The following is a 20015-nucleotide window of genomic DNA, read 5'->3' on the forward strand; positions in this document are numbered from 1 at the left end:
AACATTCCAGCAACTCATGCGGGATATCAGAGCTCTGTTGGAAATTCAGAGCGAATACAGGCCCTTCAACAATCGCTCTTATCCATTTAGCGCCTTTCTCCTGAAGCGCTTCGTCCCGGATGTGGTTTCGTGGTGATCGAGCGCTCCCGGCAGCTCGACCGGATGATCCCGGGTTGGTGATACGCGTTCGATGAGAATTTCTCATGTGCCCTCAGTCTCGCTCAGAAGTGTGAAGTACCTTCTGATTATCTCCCTGTGCTTTGGTGGAAGGCTCTCGATATAAACCTCGGATGGGACCGCAACCCCCTGGCCGGGAGGCCCCTCTCTGAAAAGCCGCTCCGTCGCCTCGGTGGGCCTTGCCCTGGATCCAACGCCTGATCCCGGATAGAGCTCCAGCTCCAGTTTGGTCTCAGAGAGCACAGCAAGCGACGGCTTGCCGTATATGCTGACGTTATCTCTTGTCTCAGATACAGGCTGCTTTGAGCCGAGAATATCCTCGGCGAGCTCTCTTATACCGCCGACGACTCCGAGGTTCGCAGGTGTGATCTCCTCCGAGATGCTGCTGGACACCACAACCGCAAGCACCAGCATGGCGAATACCACCAGCAATCTCCTGTGGAGCCTGCTGGTGTCGAGTATGTCCCTCTCGTGGATCCCGGAAAGGATGTGTTTGAGGTCCTGCGCGAGACTCCTCATCACTATGCTGTCATGAAATCTGTTATCGTAAGCTGCCTTCAGCTTCTCGGAGAGCTCCTCCTCAAAGAGGTCGAAGACGCTGATCCTCCGCCTTCTTCTTATGATTTGCGAGATGATCGCTCCCATTATGAGCGATATCGCGACAGGTGCATGCTCGAGCGGTGTGCCGCTCCAGTAGAACCTGAAGTAAGCCACAAGGCCGAGCGGTATGAATATGATGTAAGCAGCGATGGCTATCGCCAGCGCCTCCAGTGCGGATATCCTTCTCTCGAATCCCCTGCAGGCATCGCTGAGCCGCTTCAGATCGAGCAGAAACTCGTAGGTGATGCTCTCAGATCCCATTGCTGCAATCCTCAGATGCAGGGCATCCAGTCGACGCTGATCTCCCCTGCGGTGCTGTTGTTCCAGAGCTGGATGAACTTCTCGATGGAGAAAACCCCTGTCAGATCCTCGATGCTCCGGCCGTAGACCCCTCTGGAATCGGCTGAGAGCCATCCGATGTGCGCACTCCCGATCACATTCGATCTGATGTTCGCCTCAAGGATGCCGTTGCCGTCCTGTGCAGGCTGTGCAGCGCCGCTGTAGGCGGTCCTCACCTCAGTGAACCTCTCCAGCCGCTCCACGCTCGTGTAGCTCTCAGAGAGCGCCGAGCCGCCGCTCACAATGAACAGACTCTCCGAGAACCTCGGATCCTGGCCTGCAGCATAGTTCACTGGCACAGGGAAGGAGCACGAGAGTCCCACGAGCGCCATGCACAGAGCAATCAGAGCCGATGCTTTCATGCTTTAACGGTAGACACATTCGTCGATTAAATACTAATCGCGCCTCTGCTCTCCTGACAGGATCGACTTCCCCTCATCGACCACTATGTAATCCTTTATTGCACAGACCGCGCTGAATGGGATCCGAACGAATCTCCCATCCGCCCTGTACTTCACGCGGCTCAGGTTGCGGTCAGGTTTGACAACGAGATCCACGAGCTCGCCTGTATCCAGATTGAATGTTATGTTCTCCAGCTCCCCCAGGACAACGCCATCCACTGTTACGATCTCCTTGCCGGCGAGATCCGAGGCAAAGATCTTCTTCATAATACCTCCTGAGTGCAGGGATGGCAGGGGCCCTCCAGAAACATCTGAATCCATCACCTGTATCCTATGAGCGAGCTCGACTCGACCCTGCCTCCGCCCCTGAACCGCTCGCTTATCCTCTCGTAGTAGCTTATCATGCTCTCCTCCACGCTCGGCCTGACCCTCTTCAGAGCCTCGAGGTAGTGCCTCATCTCGACGATCTTTGCGCTCTCGTTCTCCCTGAGAGCGAGCAGCACAGCCTCTCTGCACAGAGCGCCGAGATCTGCTCCGACATATCCGTCTGTGAGATCTGCAAGCTCCTCAAGGTTGACGTCCTCTGAGTTTGGAATTCTGGAGGTGTGAATCCTGAGAATCTCCAGCCTGCCGTCGCGATCCGGCGGGCCGATCATTATCAGCCTGTCGAACCTTCCGGAGCGGAGAAGCGCCGGGTCTATCATATCAGGCCGGTTGGTCGCTCCGATCACGATCACGTTCTTCAGATCCTCCAGGCCGTCCATCTCTGCCAGCAGCTGGTTGACGACTCGTTCGGTGACACGTGAGCCCTCGTCCATGCCTCTCATGGGCGCGATCGCATCGAGCTCATCGAAGAAGATTATCGCGGGCGAGACCTGCTTCGCCTTTCTGAATATCTCTCTTATCGCCCTCTCCGACTCCCCAACCCACTTCGATAGCATCTGCGGGCCTCTGACAGATATGAAGTTCGCATTCGTCTCGTTGGCCACAGCCTGCGCTATGAGTGTCTTGCCTGTTCCGGGGGGGCCGTAGAGCAGTATGCCCTTTGGGGGCTTTATCCCCATCTGCTCAAACCTCTCCGGTCTCTTGAGAGGCCACTCTATCGCCTCTATCAGCTCCTGCTTGATCTGGCCCAGTCCGCCGACGCTCTCCCAGGTGACCTTCGGAAGCTCCACCAGAACCTCCCTCATCGCGCTCGGCTCGATCTCCCTGAGCGCCATCTCAAAGTCATCCCTGGTGACCTTCATGCTCTCCACGATCTCAGGAGGTATGTCGTCCTCTGTTCCTAGATCCGGGAGGTACCTGCGGAGAGCCTTCATCGCGGCCTCCTTGCAGAGAGCGGCGATGTCAGCCCCAACAAATCCATGAGTCCGGTTCGCCAGCTCCTCGAGGTTCACGTCATCTGCAAGCGGCATGTTCCTCACATGGATCTGGAGAATCTCCACGCGATCGTCTCTGTCCGGAACTCCGATCTCTATCTCCCTGTCGAATCTGCCAGGCCTGCGCAGCGCCGGATCTATCGCGTCTATCCTGTTCGTGGCACCTATGACCACAAGCTGGCCGCGCTCCTTCAGACCGTCCATCATCGCAAGGAGCTGCGCCACAACCCTTCTCTCGACCTCGCCAGTGACCTCGCTCCGTTTGGGGGCGATCGAATCCAGCTCGTCTATGAATATTATGGATGGCGTGTTGCTGTTCGCCTCCTCGAATATCTCTCGAAGCCTCTGCTCGCTCTCTCCGTAGTACTTGGACATTATCTCCGGCCCTGCGATGCTGAAGAAGCTGGCACCGCTCTCATTGGCAACTGCCTTCGCGATGAGGGTCTTTCCGGTGCCCGGCGGTCCGTAGAGAAGAACGCCCTTCGGCGGATCGATCCCGAGCTTTCTGAAGACCTCCGGGTGCTTCATGGGAAGCTCGATCATCTCCCTGACCCGCTGGACCTCGGCCCGCAGCCCTCCAACGCTCTCGTATGTGACTCCGGTCGCCTTTATCGAGCCGACGCCGCGCGCGGGCTTGTCCATGAGGAGTATCTCGGTTCTGTCTGTTATGACCACGATCCCGCCGGGGTCTGTGGCTGTTACGACGAGAGGAATTGCCTCCATCCTGCCCAGGAAAGCCTGGCCGGATGTGCTCATCACCGGCAGTATATCGCCTGCGACCACAGGACGCTTCAGGGTCTGCCTCTTTATCATATCCACAGCGTCCGGGCCGAACTGCATGTGCGAGCCAGCTGGCGGCGCCAGGACTATCCTGGTTGCATCGCTGTACTTGGCCTTTCTCACCTTCACGCGATCGCTTATCCCAACTCCCGCGTTCTGCCTGATGAAGCCATCTATTCTTATATAGTCCTGAATCCAGTCCTGCCTGTCCGCGCGCCAGACCTTCGCTGCTGTTATCTTCTTCCCCTCTATCTCTATGATATCTCCCGGTGAGAGGCGGAGGGTGAGGAGCGCGCTCGGATCAAGCCTGGCGATGCCTCTGGCCGAGTCGTTCGGATAGGCCTTCGCCACCTTGAGCTGAAGTTCTTTGACTTCCCACACGTTACGTGATTATATGATTGACATTATTTAGATTTATCTAGCAGGAGCGAAGGGCAGAGGTCTGTTGAGTTCAGACTCATCGCGCTCTGTACCACTGGATCCGGCAAGGGATGAGCTGCAGGTGTCTCAGAGGCTTTTAAAATCGGTTCTGAGATCTATATCGACCTGTCGAAGGAAATCGGCATCCAATGGCACAGCGCCTTACAGATACTTCGAAGTCACATGCTGTCTAAGTCACATGCCGTCCGCATCAATAAAACGAATACATGCTCGGAAAATCGATATGGCTGGAGGCACTCACAGTATTTGCTTGATATCGTGAGCGTACTTGAGTTACTGATCAAGTGAAGCCGCTATGGCATAGTTGTTCATCCAGAAATCTGTCAAGAGGGCAATTTACCTCAACGTATTGAGCATGTTCCACTCACAGCCAGCCAGCTTGCTGGTTTATACCGCCGGCTGCTGCTGCGTCACGCAGTGAATCGTGCCGAGACCGTGGACCATTGCCAGGGCGTCGATCCCCACGACCTCTCTCTCCGGAAAGAGCGCACCAATGATGCTCAGAGCACGCGCATCGTTCCTGTGGCCGAATACCGGGACGAGCACCGCTCTGTTCCCGATGTAGAAGTTTGCGTAGCTTGCGGGCAGCCTCTGTTCATCCCCAACATAACCCGGCATCGGCAGACGGATCACCTCAAGCGGGTTTCCATCCTGGTCCGTCTCATGCTTGAGAATCTCCCAGTTCTCCCGCAGAGGTTCGTGGTTCTCGTCATCCCTATCCTCCTCGAATGCAACAACCACCCTTCTGGGGGATACGAACCTCGCCACATCATCGACGTGCCCGTCGGTATCGTCGCCTGCTATTCCCCTCCTGAGCCAGATTATCTTTCTGACCCCCAGATACTCCCTCAGGCAGAACTCTATGTCCCATCTACTCATGTGAGGATTCCTGTTTGGATTGAGGAGGCACTGCTCCGTGGTCATGAGCGTTCCGGAGCCGTTAACATCTATCGACCCACCCTCAAGCACGATCCCCGGGCGGAAGCACCTGATGCCGAGATCGCGTGCGATGTGGCATGGTATCTTCACATCGCCCATGAGCTCGCAGTACTTCCCACCCCATGCGTTGAAGCTCCACGCGACCATCCCAAGGCGTTTTTCGTTTCTGTTCACGATGAAGGTTGGGCCGTAGTCCCTGAACCAGACGTCCGCGTAATCCATGGTATGGATTCTCAGGCTGCTCATCCTGATATCCCGCTGTAGGACACGCTCCACCCGCTCACGCATCCCCTCATCTCTCACCAGGAGGTTCACCGTCTCTCCAGCATGGAGCGCTTTTATCATCGAGATGTATGCGAGCTCAACAGACTCGATGTCCTGGAATGTATCCGTGTCGTGCGGCCATGCCAGCCAGACACCATCATGCCTCTCCCACTCCGCCGGCATGTGGTAGCCTTCACCCCTCGGCGTCGCAGAGCATCTCTCAGGATCCCTCACCAGGGAGCGGTATGCATCAGGCCGCCTGTTCCTGAGGAATCCCCACCCCTCCCTCACCATAAAGTTCTTCGATAGATCGAGATCTGCGAGAACGACCTCCTCATCAGAGCCGGCATGTGCGATGAGGTTCCCGAACGAGTCGCATACGAAAGATCCTCCCCAGAATTCGATCTCGCCCTCCACGCCCGCACGGTTCACTGCGGCCACATGCACGCCATTCGCTATCGCATGCCCGCGCTGGACTGTCTCCCAGGCGGCCTGCCAGTCGCCCTCCGACTCCTCCACGCCCCTTATCCTGCCGATGGCGGTCGGGTAGAATATCACGTCTGCACCGTCCAGGACCACAGAGCGCGCCGCCTCCGGGAACCACTGGTCGTAGCATATCAGCACTGCAATACAGGCGTGGCGCGTCCTGAAGACCCTGAATCCGTCCCCCGGAGAGAAGTATCTCTTTTCGTAGAACATGGGGTCGCATGGGATGTGGGACTTCCTGTACACGCCTGCGATCGAGCCGTCAGCATCTATGACGGCTGCAGAATTGTAGTAGACGCTCCCGTACCGCTCGAAGAGCGGGACTATCACGACCACATTCCTCCGGGCAGCGAGCCTCGAGAAGGCTGTGGTCGACTCACCGGGGATCGTCTCAGCGTAGTGCTGGACCTGAGCCCTCTCCTCCCTGGGAAAGTACGGCGTCCTGTAGAGCTCAGGCAGGCAGACGATCTCCGCTCCCCTCTCAGCAGCACTTTCCACCAGATCGAGAGCCCTAGCTAGATTGAGGTTCAGGTCCCCGGTGACACTGGTCTGGACGAGACCCACCCTGACCATGGCTCAGCTCGCCGCAGCTCAGGATTCTGCAGTTACTGTCGGCTCCGGTACAGCAGCCGGCTGCGGGACCTCTCCCGGCCCTGCAAGTATCTCCGTCTTCCTTATCTCGACTCTCCTCAGGGGGTACACAGCCTTCGCGTCCTTGTATATATCAAGCGAGAGCTTGCCCAGCACAACCTCCTGGATTAGCCCGTTGAGGTCTATGTTCCCGGCCTTGGAGAGTATGACCTGCCGCGAGATCTCCCTTATGGCCTTGACCTGGTTCGCCCTGGCCCTCTTGACGGTGAAGCAGCTCGGCTTGACCCTCACCAGATACCCATCGCTTGTCATCACATCGACCACAGCATCGATACGTGATGTCCTGCGCTTGACAAGGGACCTGATGTAGTCTGTGGTCATCTCGTGACCTATGAACCTGGTGTATGCTGTATCACCGGCCACCGCGTCTATCTTGAACCTGAGCTTTGTGTTCTGCTTCGAGAAGTTGTTTGTAAGGTCACCCAGCGTGGTCTCGATCACCCTGCCAAGAAGCTTGTTCGGGTCGTTTGCGAGCGTTTCGCCAACAGGCGTGCGCCCGAACATCTCAGGTGCGAGGACCTTGTACCACTGCTTGACCTTTGCCCTTTCTGCTTTCCTCTGTGCCCTTCTAGCCAATAAACATCCTCCAGACAATGAATAGCAATCCGAGATCCAATCAAGCTATCCGTATATAAGCTTATCCAGAGGGTGTTCCGGTAAGCAGAAAATTGTAAAATGGAGCGATCGCCCGAACGGAATCGTTCAGCTCTCGTGGCCCCTGGACAAGGTATCTTCCTGTGCAGAGGAAATTACAGCCATTGGTTGTGTACTCAGATCACCGAACCCGAAGCACTTGAGCAGGATTTGTGATCTGCTGTGCAAGTGAGTGCATATCCCTGAAATTCAATTCAGTGATTCAGGCACACTACCCGGCCTTAAGGCCGAACAGTTGATAGATCCATCATGATCCTGCCCAGCTCCTTTCAGATCTCGGCGACTCATGCACGCAACTCATCGGAGGATCTCAGATCAGGTGCACCTCATGGCACGATCTTCGATATATCAATCTCCAGGATATCGGAGGCGCCTGCCTTCTTGAGCTGCGGTATCAGCAGATTTATGTCCTTTTTATCGACGACGCTCTCGATCGCATAGTATCCTGAGTTGTAGAGCTTTGAGATCGTGGGGTGCTTCATGCTGGGCAGTATGGAGATGACCTGCTCTATGTTCTTCTCCGATACATTCATCTTGAGCAGGGCTTTGCCTCTGGCCCTGATCACCGCTGAGAGCAGGGTCTCCACCGCCTCGATCTCCTCTCTCTTGGAGGGATCTGACCAGCTCTGCTGGTTTGCTATCAGCTCTGAGGTCGACTCCATTATGACATCGATTATCTTCAGTCCGTTCTTGATCAGCGTTGAGCCAGTCTCTGTGAGATCGACAACAACATCCGTGAGCTCCGGCACCTTCGCCTCGGTGGCCCCATAGGAGAACTGCACCTCGACCGGTATTCCCAGGCGCTCGAAATAGCTTCTGGTGATGTTCGGGTACTCTGTCGCGACCCTGCTCCCTGGAGGTATCTCCCTTGAGGAGCTGACCGGCATCGACTCGGGCACCGCGACGACAACCTTGACCACTCCCGGCCCCTGTTTCCCGTAGTTCAGGTTGGCCACGGTCACAACATCTGCTCCGGACTCAACGATCCAGTCTGTGCCTGAGATGCCCAGATCGAAGTATCCCCTGCTCACATAGGTCGGGATCTCCTGCGGCCTCAGTATCTTGACCTTGCCAATTCTGGGGTCGTTTATCCTGGCGTTGTACTCCCTCTCCGTCCTGCGCACCTCCAGACCGGCTCTCTCGAAGAGCTCGAGGGTCTGGTTGAGCAGGCTCCCCTTTGGAATTGCTATGTCTATCATGGGCTATCCACACATACCTCAGAACAAGGGAGATATATGTTTTGCAGAGGATCTTGTGGTCTGACTGTATATCACGTCACGTGAGAAATGAGGATCTCAGGTAGAGGCAGATGAGCACAGGACGATTGGTGGCGGCAGGATCGCTCTCCTGGAACGAAGATCGTCCGGACTTATGGCAGGTCAAGGGCGGGATCACATGAGGCTGCTGTTTGCTGAAAGGAACGAGAGCAAGTGCATGCGGTGCGGCGCATGCAGCGAGATCGTGGCATGTTCCAGCAGGAGTGTCGGTTATGCCGGGGAGTGCATCGGCTGTGGAGCATGCCAGATCACATGCCCCTGCGAGGCCATCGAGATGAGAGAAATGGACGCAGAAAGGTATGTGAGGATCATGGTGAACGGTGAGCTTTTCTCCGTCCCGGAGAGGATAACGGTGAAAAGGGCGCTGGAGATTCTGGGATTCAAGACATCCAGGATTCCGTCTGAGGGGAAGATCTTCGCTCCATGTGGGGTTGGGGGGTGTTACAGCTGCGCGGTGGGTGTGGACGGGGAGATGAGGCCATGCTGTGTCACTGGCGTGAAGGATGGCATGAACATCAGAACAGACCCACCGGAGGATTACACCCCGTTGAGGCGCCTCCACGGATGGATGGGGCACAGGGTTGGAGGCGTGGGGACGCCATGGCAGCTGAAGAATCCCTACAGGTACGTGGAGGTGGCAACCTTCGCATGTGGCTGCAACCTCCGGTGCCCTCAGTGCCAGAACTGGGAAACAGCATACAACGGACGCGCTCTCGCGCTGACGCCAGAGGAGGCCGCGATGCTCATGACTGATGCGAGGATGAGATACGGCGTGGACAGGATGGCGATCTCCGGCGGCGAGAGCACACTGAACAGGCCATGGCTTGTACGGTACATAAAAGAGCTCAGGAGGCTGAATCCATCTGAGGATGCCAGAATACATGTGGACACCAATGGGACGCTTCTCACGGAGGATTACATAGATGCTCTTGTGGAGGCGGGAATGACAGATATAGGCCCGGATCTGAAGGGCCTGAGGCTTGAGACGTTCATGAGGATCACGGGTGTGCAAGACAGAGAGCTGGCGGAAGAGTACATGAAGACCAGCTGGAGGGCTGTAAAATATATCATCGACAATTATAAGGAGGAGGTATTCATCGGCGTCGGCGTTCCCTACAGCAGGGATCTGATATCTCTCGAGGAGGTCGCGGAGATCGGGGAGGAGATCTGCAGGATCGATGATGGACTTCAGGTCTGTGTCCTGGATTACAGGCCTGAGTTCAGAAGCCGGATACGTAGGCCGGGATACGACGAGATGCTCGAGGTTCACAGGATGCTGAAGGGCATCGGGTTGAGGACTGTGATATGCCAGACTGCATACGGCTACATAGGACCCTGAGTTCCAGGAGTCTCTCCGGGTTCCAGGGCACCGATCGACATCTCGAGGGGCGCTGGCAATTTTGAGACATGTTCATCCGTGCCCGTCCGTGATGAAGACCATCACCTCTGAGATGATCTCATCAACCTCCGCACCAGATGCTCTGCAGATCCCATATCGGGTGATGAGGTGTTCGTATGAACTCTCCTAGCGAGCAGATCGTGAGTTTTGTACAGAGGTACTACGTGGATCCGGTGATCAATGACAGCGGCTACAATCCCGTGAACACAGTGACCTGGGCGATCATCCTGGGCGTTTTCATAGTTCTCATCCACAGGGCATTCAGGAGGTATGATATCGGGTTCAGCAGGAGGTTCATACTCGCCACCGCGCCCTATATAATCGCAGGCTCCTCACTGCGCGTCGTTGAGGATGCGGAGCTGGTCAATCCGCCCTTAAGCTACATCCTGATAACTCCGCTGATCTACCTTCTTGTGGCATCTGTGACTTTGATCGCGCTCTTCATATCCAGGAGGCTCACAGGCGGCTACAGGCTGTACTCTGCAATCGGGATCTTCTGGAGCATCCTGAATCTGCTCCTGCTAATAAGAGGAGGGGTGCAGCATCCATGGGTGCCACTGGCTGTCATCGTTCTGGGCTCCTCGATCACAGGCGTTGTATTCCTTTCATCACGCCTACTGCCGCACAGCTTTTCCATCCCAAAGAACGGATGCGCGCTCTCTGTTATCCTCTCACACATGCTCGACGCGAGCTCCACATACATCGGGATCGACTGGCTGGGCTATGAGGAGAAGCATGTCGTCCCAACGCTGCTCATACACCTGGTCGGAAGTGCAGCAGTGATGTATCCCTTAAAGCTGATAGTTCTCCTGCCGCTGCTCGCCATACTTGATGAGTCTCTCAGGGATGACAGGGATATGTGGGGCATTCTTGTGCTGACGCTGCTGGTTCTCGGGCTCGCACCTGCCACCAGGAACACGCTGCGAATGACGCTCGGGATATGATGCACATCTCTGATTAAGGCCCATCAATACTGGCGATCGTTAAACTGAACATGGAGGATCTTTGGATTGGCCGTACTTCCTACGGTTCAACCGATTCGATCGATGGCAGAAGTCCTGGAATTCAGCGCATCGATGCTCGAAGTGCGAGATCTGCAATCATCCTTCCCACATCCACGCCGAGCGCTGAGTATATCCCCTTCCCAGATGGCGTCCCGTTGACCTCGATGACCATCAATCCTTTTTCTGATTCGAGCATGTCGACTCCGCTGTAAACGGTCCCGACCGCCCTGTTCGCATCAACAGCGATCCTTTCAATCTCATCGCTTATCTCGCACCTCTCAGCCCTCCCGCCTCTTGCGAGGTTGCTTATCCATTCGCCTGGAGGCGCAACCCTGTAGATGGCGCCTGCCACCTCATCTCCAATGACAAACGCCCGGATATCCCTCTTCTCCGGCGTGTCAACAAACTCCTGCAGGTAGATGGCGCCTCTTCTGATCAGTAGATCTCTTATCAGATCCTCATCCTCAGGCCGGAGGAGCGCTATGTCCCTCCCCTTGTACCCGAAGAGCGGCTTGCAGACCACGCGCCCCATGCTCTCCACAGTCCTCAAAGCCTCCTCGTAGCTGGAGGTCACAACCGTCCTGGGTGTGGGAACACCAGCGCGAACGAGGGCCATCGATGTTGCGAACTTGTTCGCTGCCCTAACAATCGCGTCAGGAGGATTGATCACGGCCACCCCCAGATCCGCAAGCGACCTGAGCGCCTCAAACCTGAATGCAACATCCTGCGGCGCGCCCCTCCCCATGTCTCTGATTATGAGCGTATCGAGATCGAGAATGTCAACGCCATCTCTCCTGAAGCTCAGGTTCGCTCCGATCTCAACAGCGAGCTCCGAGATCTCCATCATCACTGGAGAGATGCCGAGTTCTGCCAGGCCCCTGGATATCGCCCTGGCGGTCCAGTCATCGGGGTTCGAGACCACTATACCAACGGATCTCATATCTGGTTCGTTCCAAGAATCCCGCTGACGGGTCCGGAGACCCTGTACTCGGTTCTGTTGATCACAACCCTCTTCGCTGATGTATATCCTGATGTATCAGAGCTCACCCTTCTCGCGATGAAAGATCCTGTGTCGGCGAGACCGCTGCTGTCCGTTCTGATGAACTCCCCATTCACCACCTCTCCTGCGAGCCTGCCGCTCATGTATATTGATATCAGAACGTCTCCCTGGAGAGCTGCAACTGCCATGCTCATCTGATCTCCGGAGACCATGCCAGAGATCACGCCGCTCCAGGCGTCTGATCTGCAGCGACCTGTGATCTCACGGCCTGTCTGATTGATGGCCGCTGTTATCACGGTGTCGTTCAGGCTCACACTCCATACCCCTGCGACATCAGATGCCTGCTGATCGAGCGGCACAACGCTTCCAGAGTAGACTATGGTGGTGTCCCTTCCGGAGGAGTGTGCAGATAAAAGGATGCATATCACGAGAGCTATAATCTGAAACCTCATATCATCACCTCAAAGCTCATATCCTGATAGCAGCTCTTCCGTGGCGCCTGCGAGTATTCTGAGCGCCTTCGCCTCCATGAAGTGCAACCTGCCAGGGATGACAAGCACATGTAAAGGCGGGCCGAAGCTGCATATCCTAAGATCTGAAAGCGCGCCGGCTCTGACACACATATCCTCTGAGCCGGCCCTTGCGATGCCGACTGCGAGACGCGACGCAAACCCCGCATCATCCCTCCCCTCTGCGACCTCGATCAGGAGATCTGCGGCCTCATTTATGCTCATGAACCTTTCGTCCTGGATGTCGAGGTAGAGAAGCGTGTGGAGATCTCTGCTCAGGTTGTCCTTAACAGCATCATATGGTGCGGATGAAACTATGCGCTTTCCCCTCACGGTATGAGGAAACGGCACAGTGGCAGACCTGCCGAACCTGTAGTTCTGCAGCCCTGTTATCCCCGGAACTGCAGATGCGATGTTCGATGCGTGTATCACTCTCGTATCAATGCCCATCTCAATCGCTCTGAGCCGCAGATCCAGATGGGTTGTGGAGATCATCGGATCACCTCCAACCAGCAGTGCAACGTTCCTTTCCCTGGCCTCCTCGATCCACTCAGGCTCGCCCTCGATCTCAGATCTCGAGAGGATCTTCATCCTGCGACCGTAAAGCCTCTCCAGCTTCTCGATGGATGTGCCCATAAGCCGGGAGGTGTAGAACTCCGCATACACTGCATCGGCTGATCTCACTATCTCGAGGCCTTTCACCGAGATGTCCTGCTCGTCGTACAGCCCGAGGCCCACAAAGAAGAGCATGAATGCTACTGCGCAGCATCCGGTTTAAATATTCTGTATCCACCGCTGTTCACTCTGGGGTATTTGCGCCCGCCCTGCTGTGTATTCATCCCCGCTCCACATCCTCTGCGCCCGTCGCTGGCGGGGAATATATTTATCACAGCTGACACAACGCAGAGCAACATGGCTTTGGACGAGGTTAAGATCACAAGGGCGATAGTCGAGAGCTATCTCGAGAGCTTTCTAAAGTGCACAGATGTCGATGTGGCTCTGGTCGGAGCGGGCCCTGCGAATCTCGTTGCTGCGAAGCGGCTCGCAGAGGCTGATGTGAGGGTCGTGCTCTTCGAGAAGCGCCTCTCAGTTGGGGGCGGCCTCTGGGGAGGCGGCATGATGTTCCCCAGGATTGTTGTGCAGAAGGACGCGTGCAGGATACTGGATGAATACAGCATCTGGTACCGCGAGTTCGAAGAGGGATACTACGTTGCTGACTCAATAGAGGTCGTGGCGAAGCTGACCGCAGGAGCTATAGACGCAGGCGCGGAGCTGATAAATCTCGTATCAGTCGAGGATGTGATGATCCGCGAGGGCGACAGGATCGTGGGACTGGTTATCAACTGGACCGCCGCGGAGATGGCCGGCATACACGTCGACCCCCTCGCGATCAGGGCGCGGGTGGTGATAGACGGCACTGGGCATGATGCTGCGGTCTGCAGGGTCGTGCAGAAGAAGATCCCCGGGGCGATTGTTGGAGATTCAGGGGTGATAGGGGAGAAGCCGATGTGGGCTGAGCTCGGGGAGAAGATCGTCGTCGATGCCACCCGGGAGGTCTATCCCGGGCTCATAGTTGCTGGCATGGCCGCGACAACAGTCGCCGCAGGCCCTAGGATGGGGCCGATCTTCGGTGGCATGCTGCTCTCCGGCGAGAAGGCAGCGTCGATCGCGCTGGAAAAGCTCGCACAGTCGGTGGAGTGAGTGAGGGGCGCGCAGGAGCTCGCGGAGTTCATACTCTCTCATTACAGGGGAAAGATCATCGAGATCGGGATAGGCCACTCCGGGGATGTTGCCAGGCTCATTCCAGATCTCATCGCCACAGACATATGCCCTGTGAATATAGATGGAGTCGCAACGGTGTGCGACGACATCTTCAATCCAACAGAGGAGCTTTATCGAGGCGCTTCCCTGCTCTACTCGATACGCCCTCCGCTTGAGGTGCAGATCGCGATGGGTGATCTCGCCCTCCGCATCGGTGCTGATGTTCTCATAAGGCCTCTGGAGGATGAGATCGCGGATCTTGAGGGGTTCTCGAGGGAGCTGATATGCAGAGGGGAGGCGAGGTTTTATCTGTACAGAAATCGCATGTCTCGAGGGCGTGAGAAACGGTGAGGCGGTACCCCTCGTCCGAGACAGCATCCATACCGGAACCCAGCCAGTCCCGTCGTCCTTGGGTCTTTATTAAAACAGCCAGACCCCCTCCACCGCGAGCCGGATGCGCCTCTATCATGCGGGTTTTGAATCAAGAGGTTCATCTTCGTATGTACCACTTGGCGGGCTTCTCAAACAGGGGATAATAGAGTTGACAGGGGGATACGGCTACACGCCATCACCTGAGATCTGTTTAAGAAAATCCCTTACAGGCCTGAAAGCATCTGCATCCCAGGGCAAATAGCCTGCCTGAGCCGCTTCGCCCAAACGCAGTCCCGCCCTCTCTCTCGATGCCAGAAACACCTGAATTTTTGCTTTGGCCACATTGCCCGGGAAGTAGAGACAATTTCGACGCAGGCATTCGAAGTATTCTGCCACGCAGCGCATTGCCGGGTCCTCCGCAACCGCTTTGAGGCAGAGGTCCTCCAGCATTCCTGGCGTGTCCGGTCCCGGAAGAATCAGGACTGCAGCACGCGGTTTATCACCGGTGAATGCTCCTGGATGTGCAGGGACCGGTAAACCCGCATTTCGCAAAGCGTCACAGACACTTTGAAATGCGGATTCTGGATTTGCATCCCCATCTCTGACAATGGCTATAGATTCAATCTCATAGGAGCCAGGGAGGTTCATTACCGCTTTCAACGTTCTCCGAAAATTATCTTTGCCTTCGCTGGATATCACCTGAATGTTCTGCAGCTCCAGGTGCCTGATGAGCGCTTCGAAAAACAGCTTATCTTCTTTGCCCTCCACCACTATGACGTTAGAACATTCGATTCTTTCTATCCTTTCCGCCCAGACGGCCATCATCGTACCTCCAGGCCCATTTCGATGGCCGCATCCACTGTCTCCTGGTCATAGGTTACAACGCGAATGAAATCGTCGACTTGTTCCAAACGATGCAACCTGAAATCATAGCCTTCACCCTCAGAGAAAGCCCTGTGAGCGGCCACAATACACTCGAAGCTGTGCGTTGTGGCAAAAACCTGAGTGTTGAATGCTCGCGCGGTTTCCCCAATGGCCCGCCATACTTTGGGCAGAACGGAATGGTGAAGTCCATTTTCAATTTCGTCTACCAGAACAACGCCTTTTGGCGTGTTGGCGATGGCCAGCACCAGACTGGTAAGACGTGCCATTCCTTCTCCCATTAAAGGCAAGGGCATAAGCCTGCCCAATCCAATATCGCCATGAATAACAGGAACCTCTCCAACCACCACCACTGCAAGGCGCCGAAGTCGCGGTTCTATGACCTGCAGTGCCTTCAAAACCAGATCCTGCTGCCCAATCAACTCCAATTTGCCAAATCGACTGGCGTCTTCAGCTATAGGGATGCGCCCCCGAGCTGGCAGAAAGATCGCCGGAAATGGCGGTGGTGGTGGGATTGGAGCACTGCGTATGCCTTTAGCATCCAGTATTAGATAATAGCTCTGGCTTTGCTCTATCTCCACACTCTCCAGCTCGAGCACCTGAGAGCTTGCTGTCGATAGGGGTGCGCTCTCTTCGAGTTTATCGAAAACGCGCTGAGTCTGATATATTCTGGTCAATTCGTGAGTCTGGCGAATGAGCTTCAGCCGTAGTATCCGGAGAACGTTTTGTTCGTTTATCCCTTTCAGTTCCACAATCCTTGATGCATCAAACTGGTTGAAAAGCGCGTCCCACGGTGTTTCAGTCCATCCCGGAAGCTCTATCTTAATTGCCTCAATGCCACGGAAAGCATTAACCCTCAATGTCAGCTCCGGGTTGTATGCTCCACAGTGCAGAAATATTGCTTCCAGGAGGGCTGTCTTGCCAACATTATTCTTACCCGCAATTAAATTGACCCGATCCAGATCTGTGAGTTTCAACTCGCGAAAACATCGAAAATTTTTTACCTCAAATGATCGATACATTATGAAGCCCCTCAGTTGTTCGTATCACATCAATTAACCATATCCTTCCTTCACACGAAAGCCAATACCTTCAAGCAATGCGCTGGTGCCCGCCTGGCTTGATGCGTCGCAATCTCTCAGGAAGTTCCGGTTCGGTCTGAGGCGCCCGCTGGAGTCAGCCTTCAGACCTGCCCGCGACTCTCGCCAACTCAAGCATGCATGTGGGATCTGTCTCCAGGATATCGCCTCTGTAGTAGAAAGCCTTCTGCCTGCATCCGCCACAGAGATCGATGTAGCTGCAGCTCCCACATTCTCCTTTGAGTTGCCTCCTGGAGTTTCTGATGAGGAGAAGCTCCTTTGATGGATTGTCTATCCAGATATCCCTGAAGGACCTCTCCTTCACATTGCCTGCAACTATCTGGGGCATGAACTGGCATGGATGGACATCACCTCTGGGAGAGATGTTTGCGACCTTGGAGCCAGCGCTACATCCACCCGCGTTCATAAGCAGCATCCTCGCCCTCTCCAGCCTCTCCGGATCGCCCTTCAGCATTTCCAGCAGGTACGCTCCATCTATCGGCGAGTCTGTTGTGAGGATCTCGATCTCCCTGTCACTCAGCTCCAGCGCGGCCTCCATGAGAAGGCGCATCACCGACCGCCTCTGCTCTGGGGTGACATCCCTTTCAGCAATGCCTCTGCCACGTCCGGTCGGCACGAGATGGTACATGCAGAACCTGGGAATCTCCAGATCGAGAGCGAGCTTCAGCAGCGCCGGGATGTCATACCAGTTGTCCCTGGTGAGCGTGACCCTGAGGCCTGTCTTGAGCCCGGCATCCCTCGCGTTGATCAGACCCTGAACCGCCCTGGAATGAGCGCCGGAAACTCCCCTGAACCTGTCATGAACCTCAGGCGATGACGAGTCCAGGCTGACTCCGACGTATCTTACTCCAGCCTCCCTGAGCAGCACAGCGACCTCTGGCGTTATCAGAGTGCCGTTTGTCGATACAGCACACCTCAGGTTCTTCTCTTTCGCATGAAACGCATACGCCCAGAAGTGCCGGCTCATGAGCGGCTCGCCTCCTGTGAATATGAGCATCGGGATTTTGAGACCCGCGAGTTCATCTATCAGTTTTATTCCCTCATCGAGCGAGAGCTCATCCGTCATCTCATCACTTGCATCCATGTAGCAGTGAGCACACCTAAGGTTGCATCTGCGGGTCAGATTCCATATCACAACAGGTCTTGATTCAGCCGAGAACCTCACCAGATCGGGAGGCAGGCTTTCGCACGGCCGATCCGCGGCCCTGATCGCATCCCAGACAGTCGCCCTGTCCGCAAGGATCTTTGAGATTATTATCAGGATCTCACCCCGATCTCCATTCTCGCCGCTTCAAGCATGCCCTCGAACGTGTACCTCTCAGGAATGAGATCAACCCTCACTCCGAGCTCCCTGAGCACCGCAGCCGTTGGGGGCCCTATGGCGACAACAAGCGCTGAGTCAAGGGCCTTCCTCAGATGATCCTCCATCCCGAGCTCCTCAGCTCTTCTCATCAGATATCTGGCAGTCGAGCCGCTGGTGAACGCGAAGACATCGATGAGCTCCGCTCTTCTTATCAGATCGTCCAGCCTGCTGTCCTCAGATCCCTTAACCTCGTACACCGGCACATCATCAACCTCAGCCCCGGAGGAGAGCAACCCATCGATCAGCTCAGGAGATCCCTGAGCACTTCTGAGAAGCAGCACCCTCCTGAGACCTTTGAGGGCCTCAACAAGACCCCTTGAGCTGTACTCATCTGGGAGAATATCTACATTCACCCCCCTGTCCGAGAGAGCCTGCGCAGTCCTCGGGCCTATGGCAGCGACGCGCTTCTTGCGGATCAGATCCAGGAGCCCTGGCCTCCTCGAGATCATCTCCACACCGTTTGAGCTGGTGAGGACCACACACTCCGCGCTCTCGATCCTCTCCTCCATGTCAGGGGGAAGCTCCAGAGCCCTCAGGGATATCGATGGAGCCGCGACTGGAACAAAACCATACCTCTCCGCGAGCCTCACAGACTCATCCAGCTGGCTCTCAGCCCTGAGGATTGCGATCCTTCTCCTGCCGAGATGTTTCTCTAGATTGACGACATCCCCAACAACGAGGACCGCGGGCGATTTCACTCTTAAGGATGATGCGCGCTCAGCTATGCTCCCCAGAGTTCCCCTGACACACCTCTGATCAGGCCAACTCCCGCGCTCTATCAGTGCCGCGGGCGTCTCCGGGCTCAAACCACCATCCATAAGCATCGATGTGTTCTCCCGGATCCTGCTCACGCCCATGAGCACCACCAGTGTGCCCCCCAGCCTCGCAAGAGCGTGCCAGTCGAGCTCCTTCTCCTTGCCAGCCTCTTCATGCCCTGTGACGACCGTGAAGGCTGTCGATATCCCCCGATGAGTCACCGGTATGCCGGCGAGAGCCGGAGCAGCAATCGCTGAAGTCACACCAGGGACGACCTCGAATGGGATTCCAGCCTCCCTGAGAGCAAGCGCCTCCTCTCCGCCGCGACCGAAGAGATAAGGGTCGCCGCCCTTGAGTCTGACAACGATCTTTCCCTCACGGGCTTTTTTGATGAGAAGCTCGTTGATCTCTTCCTGTGAGAGCCTGTGTCTTCCAGGTGCCTTGCCGACGTCGACGATCTCGGCCTTGAGATCCCTCAAAAGCTCCTCGTTAAGAAGCCGGTCGTGCAGGACAACATCAGCCTCCCTGAGCAGTCTCATCCCCTTTATGGTTATCAGCTCCGGATCGCCTGGTCCAGCGCCGACCAGATACACCTTTCCAGAATCACCGCTCAATCTGTACAGCCTCCCTCACAAGCTCATCGCCGCCCATCTCCAGGAGGCGCCTCCCGATCATCTCAGCGCCCTCCAGATCGTTCCTGCGGACGGTATCCTCCAGCCTTACAAACCTTTCCCCGTCCCTCGAGAGGATCTCTGCTGTGACATGTATCCTGTCACCAAGATGCCGTGCAAATACGGCCATCGGCACCAGGCATCCTCCTCCAACGACCTCCATTATCCTTCGCTCGACCATCGTCTCCTCTCTTGATGGCCTGTGATCTATCAGGCTCGCGAGCGCATCGCCTTCTGTCCCCGCGACGGAGACGACTGCAATCGTCCCCTGGTTCGGGGACGGAACAAATAACCCTGGATCGAGCACACTGTAGCTGAGGTCGTATCCCATACGCTGAACCCCTGCCTCAGCTATGACTATGCCATCGTACTCCCCAGCGTGCAGCTTCCTCAGTCTGGTCTGAAGGTTTCCGCGGAGGCTTCTGACAACAACATCTGGCCTGGCCCGTCTGATCTGCGCCGCCCTTCTCATGCTTGATGTGCCGATGACAGCTCCGCGTCTGAGATCCTCAAGGCTGGAGCCGTCTCTTGTGAGCAGTATATCGCAGGGAGAGTCCCTCTCCAGGATCGCGGCTATCCTGAGCCTCTCAGGGCGCTTGCTGGGCAGGTCCTTCATGCTGTGCACCGCGAGATCGATCTCGCCCGAGAGCATCCGCTCATCTATCTCCCTCACGAACAATCCCTGCCCGGAGATCATGTGCAGCGGTCTGTCGAGAAAGAGATCTCCGCTGGTCCTGACCGTCACGATCTCTGGATCTGCGCCATGTTCGATAAGGCGCTTCACAGCGATCTCCGTCTGCCGCAGCGCCA

The 20015-nt window shown here is 56.0% G+C and carries 19 protein-coding genes; 4 read left to right on the top strand and 15 right to left on the bottom strand.

What is annotated here, in order from left to right:
- Window positions 1-201: 201 nt before the first annotated feature.
- The 7 genes from QHG98_01195 to hisG all read right to left on the bottom strand — a co-directional run bounded on the left by QHG98_01195 (window position 202) and on the right by hisG (window position 8310).
- Window positions 202-1038, bottom strand: a complete 837-nt coding sequence (locus tag QHG98_01195) for a hypothetical protein (GenBank protein ID MDH7596349.1) — start codon at window positions 1036-1038, stop codon at window positions 202-204.
- 11 nt (window positions 1039-1049) lie between these two features.
- On the bottom strand, window positions 1050-1448 hold the full coding sequence (locus tag QHG98_01200) for a hypothetical protein (protein MDH7596350.1): 399 nt from the start codon (window positions 1446-1448) through the stop codon (window positions 1050-1052).
- 63 nt (window positions 1449-1511) lie between these two features.
- Complete coding sequence (locus QHG98_01205) at window positions 1512-1784, bottom strand: PRC-barrel domain-containing protein (GenBank protein ID MDH7596351.1); 273 nt, start codon at window positions 1782-1784, stop codon at window positions 1512-1514.
- Window positions 1785-1837: 53 nt separating this feature from the next.
- Window positions 1838-4057: a CDC48 family AAA ATPase gene (locus QHG98_01210; protein ID MDH7596352.1), complete on the bottom strand. Its 2220-nt coding sequence runs from the start codon at window positions 4055-4057 to the stop codon at window positions 1838-1840.
- Window positions 4058-4504: 447 nt separating this feature from the next.
- Window positions 4505-6379, bottom strand: coding sequence for an agmatine deiminase family protein (locus tag QHG98_01215; protein ID MDH7596353.1), 1875 nt, complete (start codon window positions 6377-6379; stop codon window positions 4505-4507).
- Window positions 6380-6397: 18 nt separating this feature from the next.
- The gene (locus tag QHG98_01220; protein ID MDH7596354.1) at window positions 6398-7033 is read right to left on the bottom strand and encodes a 30S ribosomal protein S3ae; all 636 of its coding nucleotides are present in this window, start codon (window positions 7031-7033) and stop codon (window positions 6398-6400) included.
- 404 nt (window positions 7034-7437) lie between these two features.
- Window positions 7438-8310: an ATP phosphoribosyltransferase gene (gene hisG, locus QHG98_01225; protein ID MDH7596355.1), complete on the bottom strand. Its 873-nt coding sequence runs from the start codon at window positions 8308-8310 to the stop codon at window positions 7438-7440.
- A gap of 196 nt (window positions 8311-8506) precedes the next feature.
- Between hisG and QHG98_01230 the strand changes: the two genes are divergently transcribed.
- Together QHG98_01230 and QHG98_01235 are read left to right on the top strand one after the other, a co-directional pair.
- On the top strand, window positions 8507-9727 hold the full coding sequence (locus QHG98_01230) for a radical SAM protein (protein MDH7596356.1): 1221 nt from the start codon (window positions 8507-8509) through the stop codon (window positions 9725-9727).
- A gap of 176 nt (window positions 9728-9903) precedes the next feature.
- The gene (locus QHG98_01235) at window positions 9904-10731 is read left to right on the top strand and encodes a DUF63 family protein (protein MDH7596357.1); all 828 of its coding nucleotides are present in this window, start codon (window positions 9904-9906) and stop codon (window positions 10729-10731) included.
- A 121-nt stretch (window positions 10732-10852) separates the two neighbouring features.
- Here the strand turns inward: QHG98_01235 and mptN are convergent, their stop codons facing one another.
- Genes mptN through dph5 form a run of 3 tightly spaced genes read right to left on the bottom strand, consistent with a single transcriptional unit; the run spans window position 10853 to window position 13050 of the window.
- A complete protein-coding gene (gene mptN, locus QHG98_01240) occupies window positions 10853-11731 on the bottom strand; it encodes a tetrahydromethanopterin:alpha-L-glutamate ligase (GenBank protein ID MDH7596358.1) in 879 nt (292 codons plus the stop codon).
- Complete coding sequence (locus QHG98_01245; protein ID MDH7596359.1) at window positions 11728-12243, bottom strand: hypothetical protein; 516 nt, start codon at window positions 12241-12243, stop codon at window positions 11728-11730. Before QHG98_01245 ends, mptN begins: the two co-directional genes overlap by 4 nt.
- Window positions 12244-12252: 9 nt before the next feature.
- Entirely contained in the window at window positions 12253-13050 is a 798-nt protein-coding gene (gene dph5, locus QHG98_01250) for a diphthine synthase (GenBank protein MDH7596360.1), read from the bottom strand.
- A gap of 162 nt (window positions 13051-13212) precedes the next feature.
- On the opposite strand from dph5, the gene QHG98_01255 reads away from it, so the two are divergent.
- Both QHG98_01255 and QHG98_01260 read left to right on the top strand, forming a co-directional pair.
- Window positions 13213-14001 carry a sulfide-dependent adenosine diphosphate thiazole synthase gene (locus QHG98_01255; GenBank protein MDH7596361.1) on the top strand — a complete coding sequence of 263 codons (789 nt, stop codon included), beginning with the start codon at window positions 13213-13215 and terminating at the stop codon, window positions 13999-14001.
- Window positions 14002-14412, top strand: coding sequence for a UPF0146 family protein (locus QHG98_01260; GenBank protein MDH7596362.1), 411 nt, complete (start codon window positions 14002-14004; stop codon window positions 14410-14412).
- A gap of 207 nt (window positions 14413-14619) precedes the next feature.
- On the opposite strand, the gene QHG98_01265 is transcribed toward QHG98_01260, so the two are convergent.
- The 5 genes from QHG98_01265 to hemC all read right to left on the bottom strand — a co-directional run bounded on the left by QHG98_01265 (window position 14620) and on the right by hemC (window position 19989).
- Window positions 14620-15258 carry a hypothetical protein gene (locus QHG98_01265; GenBank protein MDH7596363.1) on the bottom strand — a complete coding sequence of 213 codons (639 nt, stop codon included), beginning with the start codon at window positions 15256-15258 and terminating at the stop codon, window positions 14620-14622.
- Window positions 15255-16337, bottom strand: coding sequence for an AAA family ATPase (locus tag QHG98_01270; GenBank protein ID MDH7596364.1), 1083 nt, complete (start codon window positions 16335-16337; stop codon window positions 15255-15257). Before QHG98_01270 ends, QHG98_01265 begins: the two co-directional genes overlap by 4 nt.
- A 154-nt stretch (window positions 16338-16491) precedes the next feature.
- Window positions 16492-17676, bottom strand: coding sequence for a radical SAM protein (locus tag QHG98_01275; GenBank protein MDH7596365.1), 1185 nt, complete (start codon window positions 17674-17676; stop codon window positions 16492-16494).
- Window positions 17673-19148: a uroporphyrinogen-III C-methyltransferase gene (gene cobA / locus QHG98_01280; protein MDH7596366.1), complete on the bottom strand. Its 1476-nt coding sequence runs from the start codon at window positions 19146-19148 to the stop codon at window positions 17673-17675. The genes QHG98_01275 and cobA overlap by 4 nt, the downstream gene beginning before the upstream one ends.
- A complete protein-coding gene (gene hemC / locus QHG98_01285; GenBank protein MDH7596367.1) occupies window positions 19138-19989 on the bottom strand; it encodes a hydroxymethylbilane synthase in 852 nt (283 codons plus the stop codon). The genes cobA and hemC overlap by 11 nt, the downstream gene beginning before the upstream one ends.
- Window positions 19990-20015: the final 26 nt, after the last annotated feature.

Origin of the sequence: Methanothrix sp. (assembly GCA_029907715.1) — an archaeon.
Taxonomy (GTDB): domain Archaea; phylum Halobacteriota; class Methanosarcinia; order Methanotrichales; family Methanotrichaceae; genus Methanothrix_B.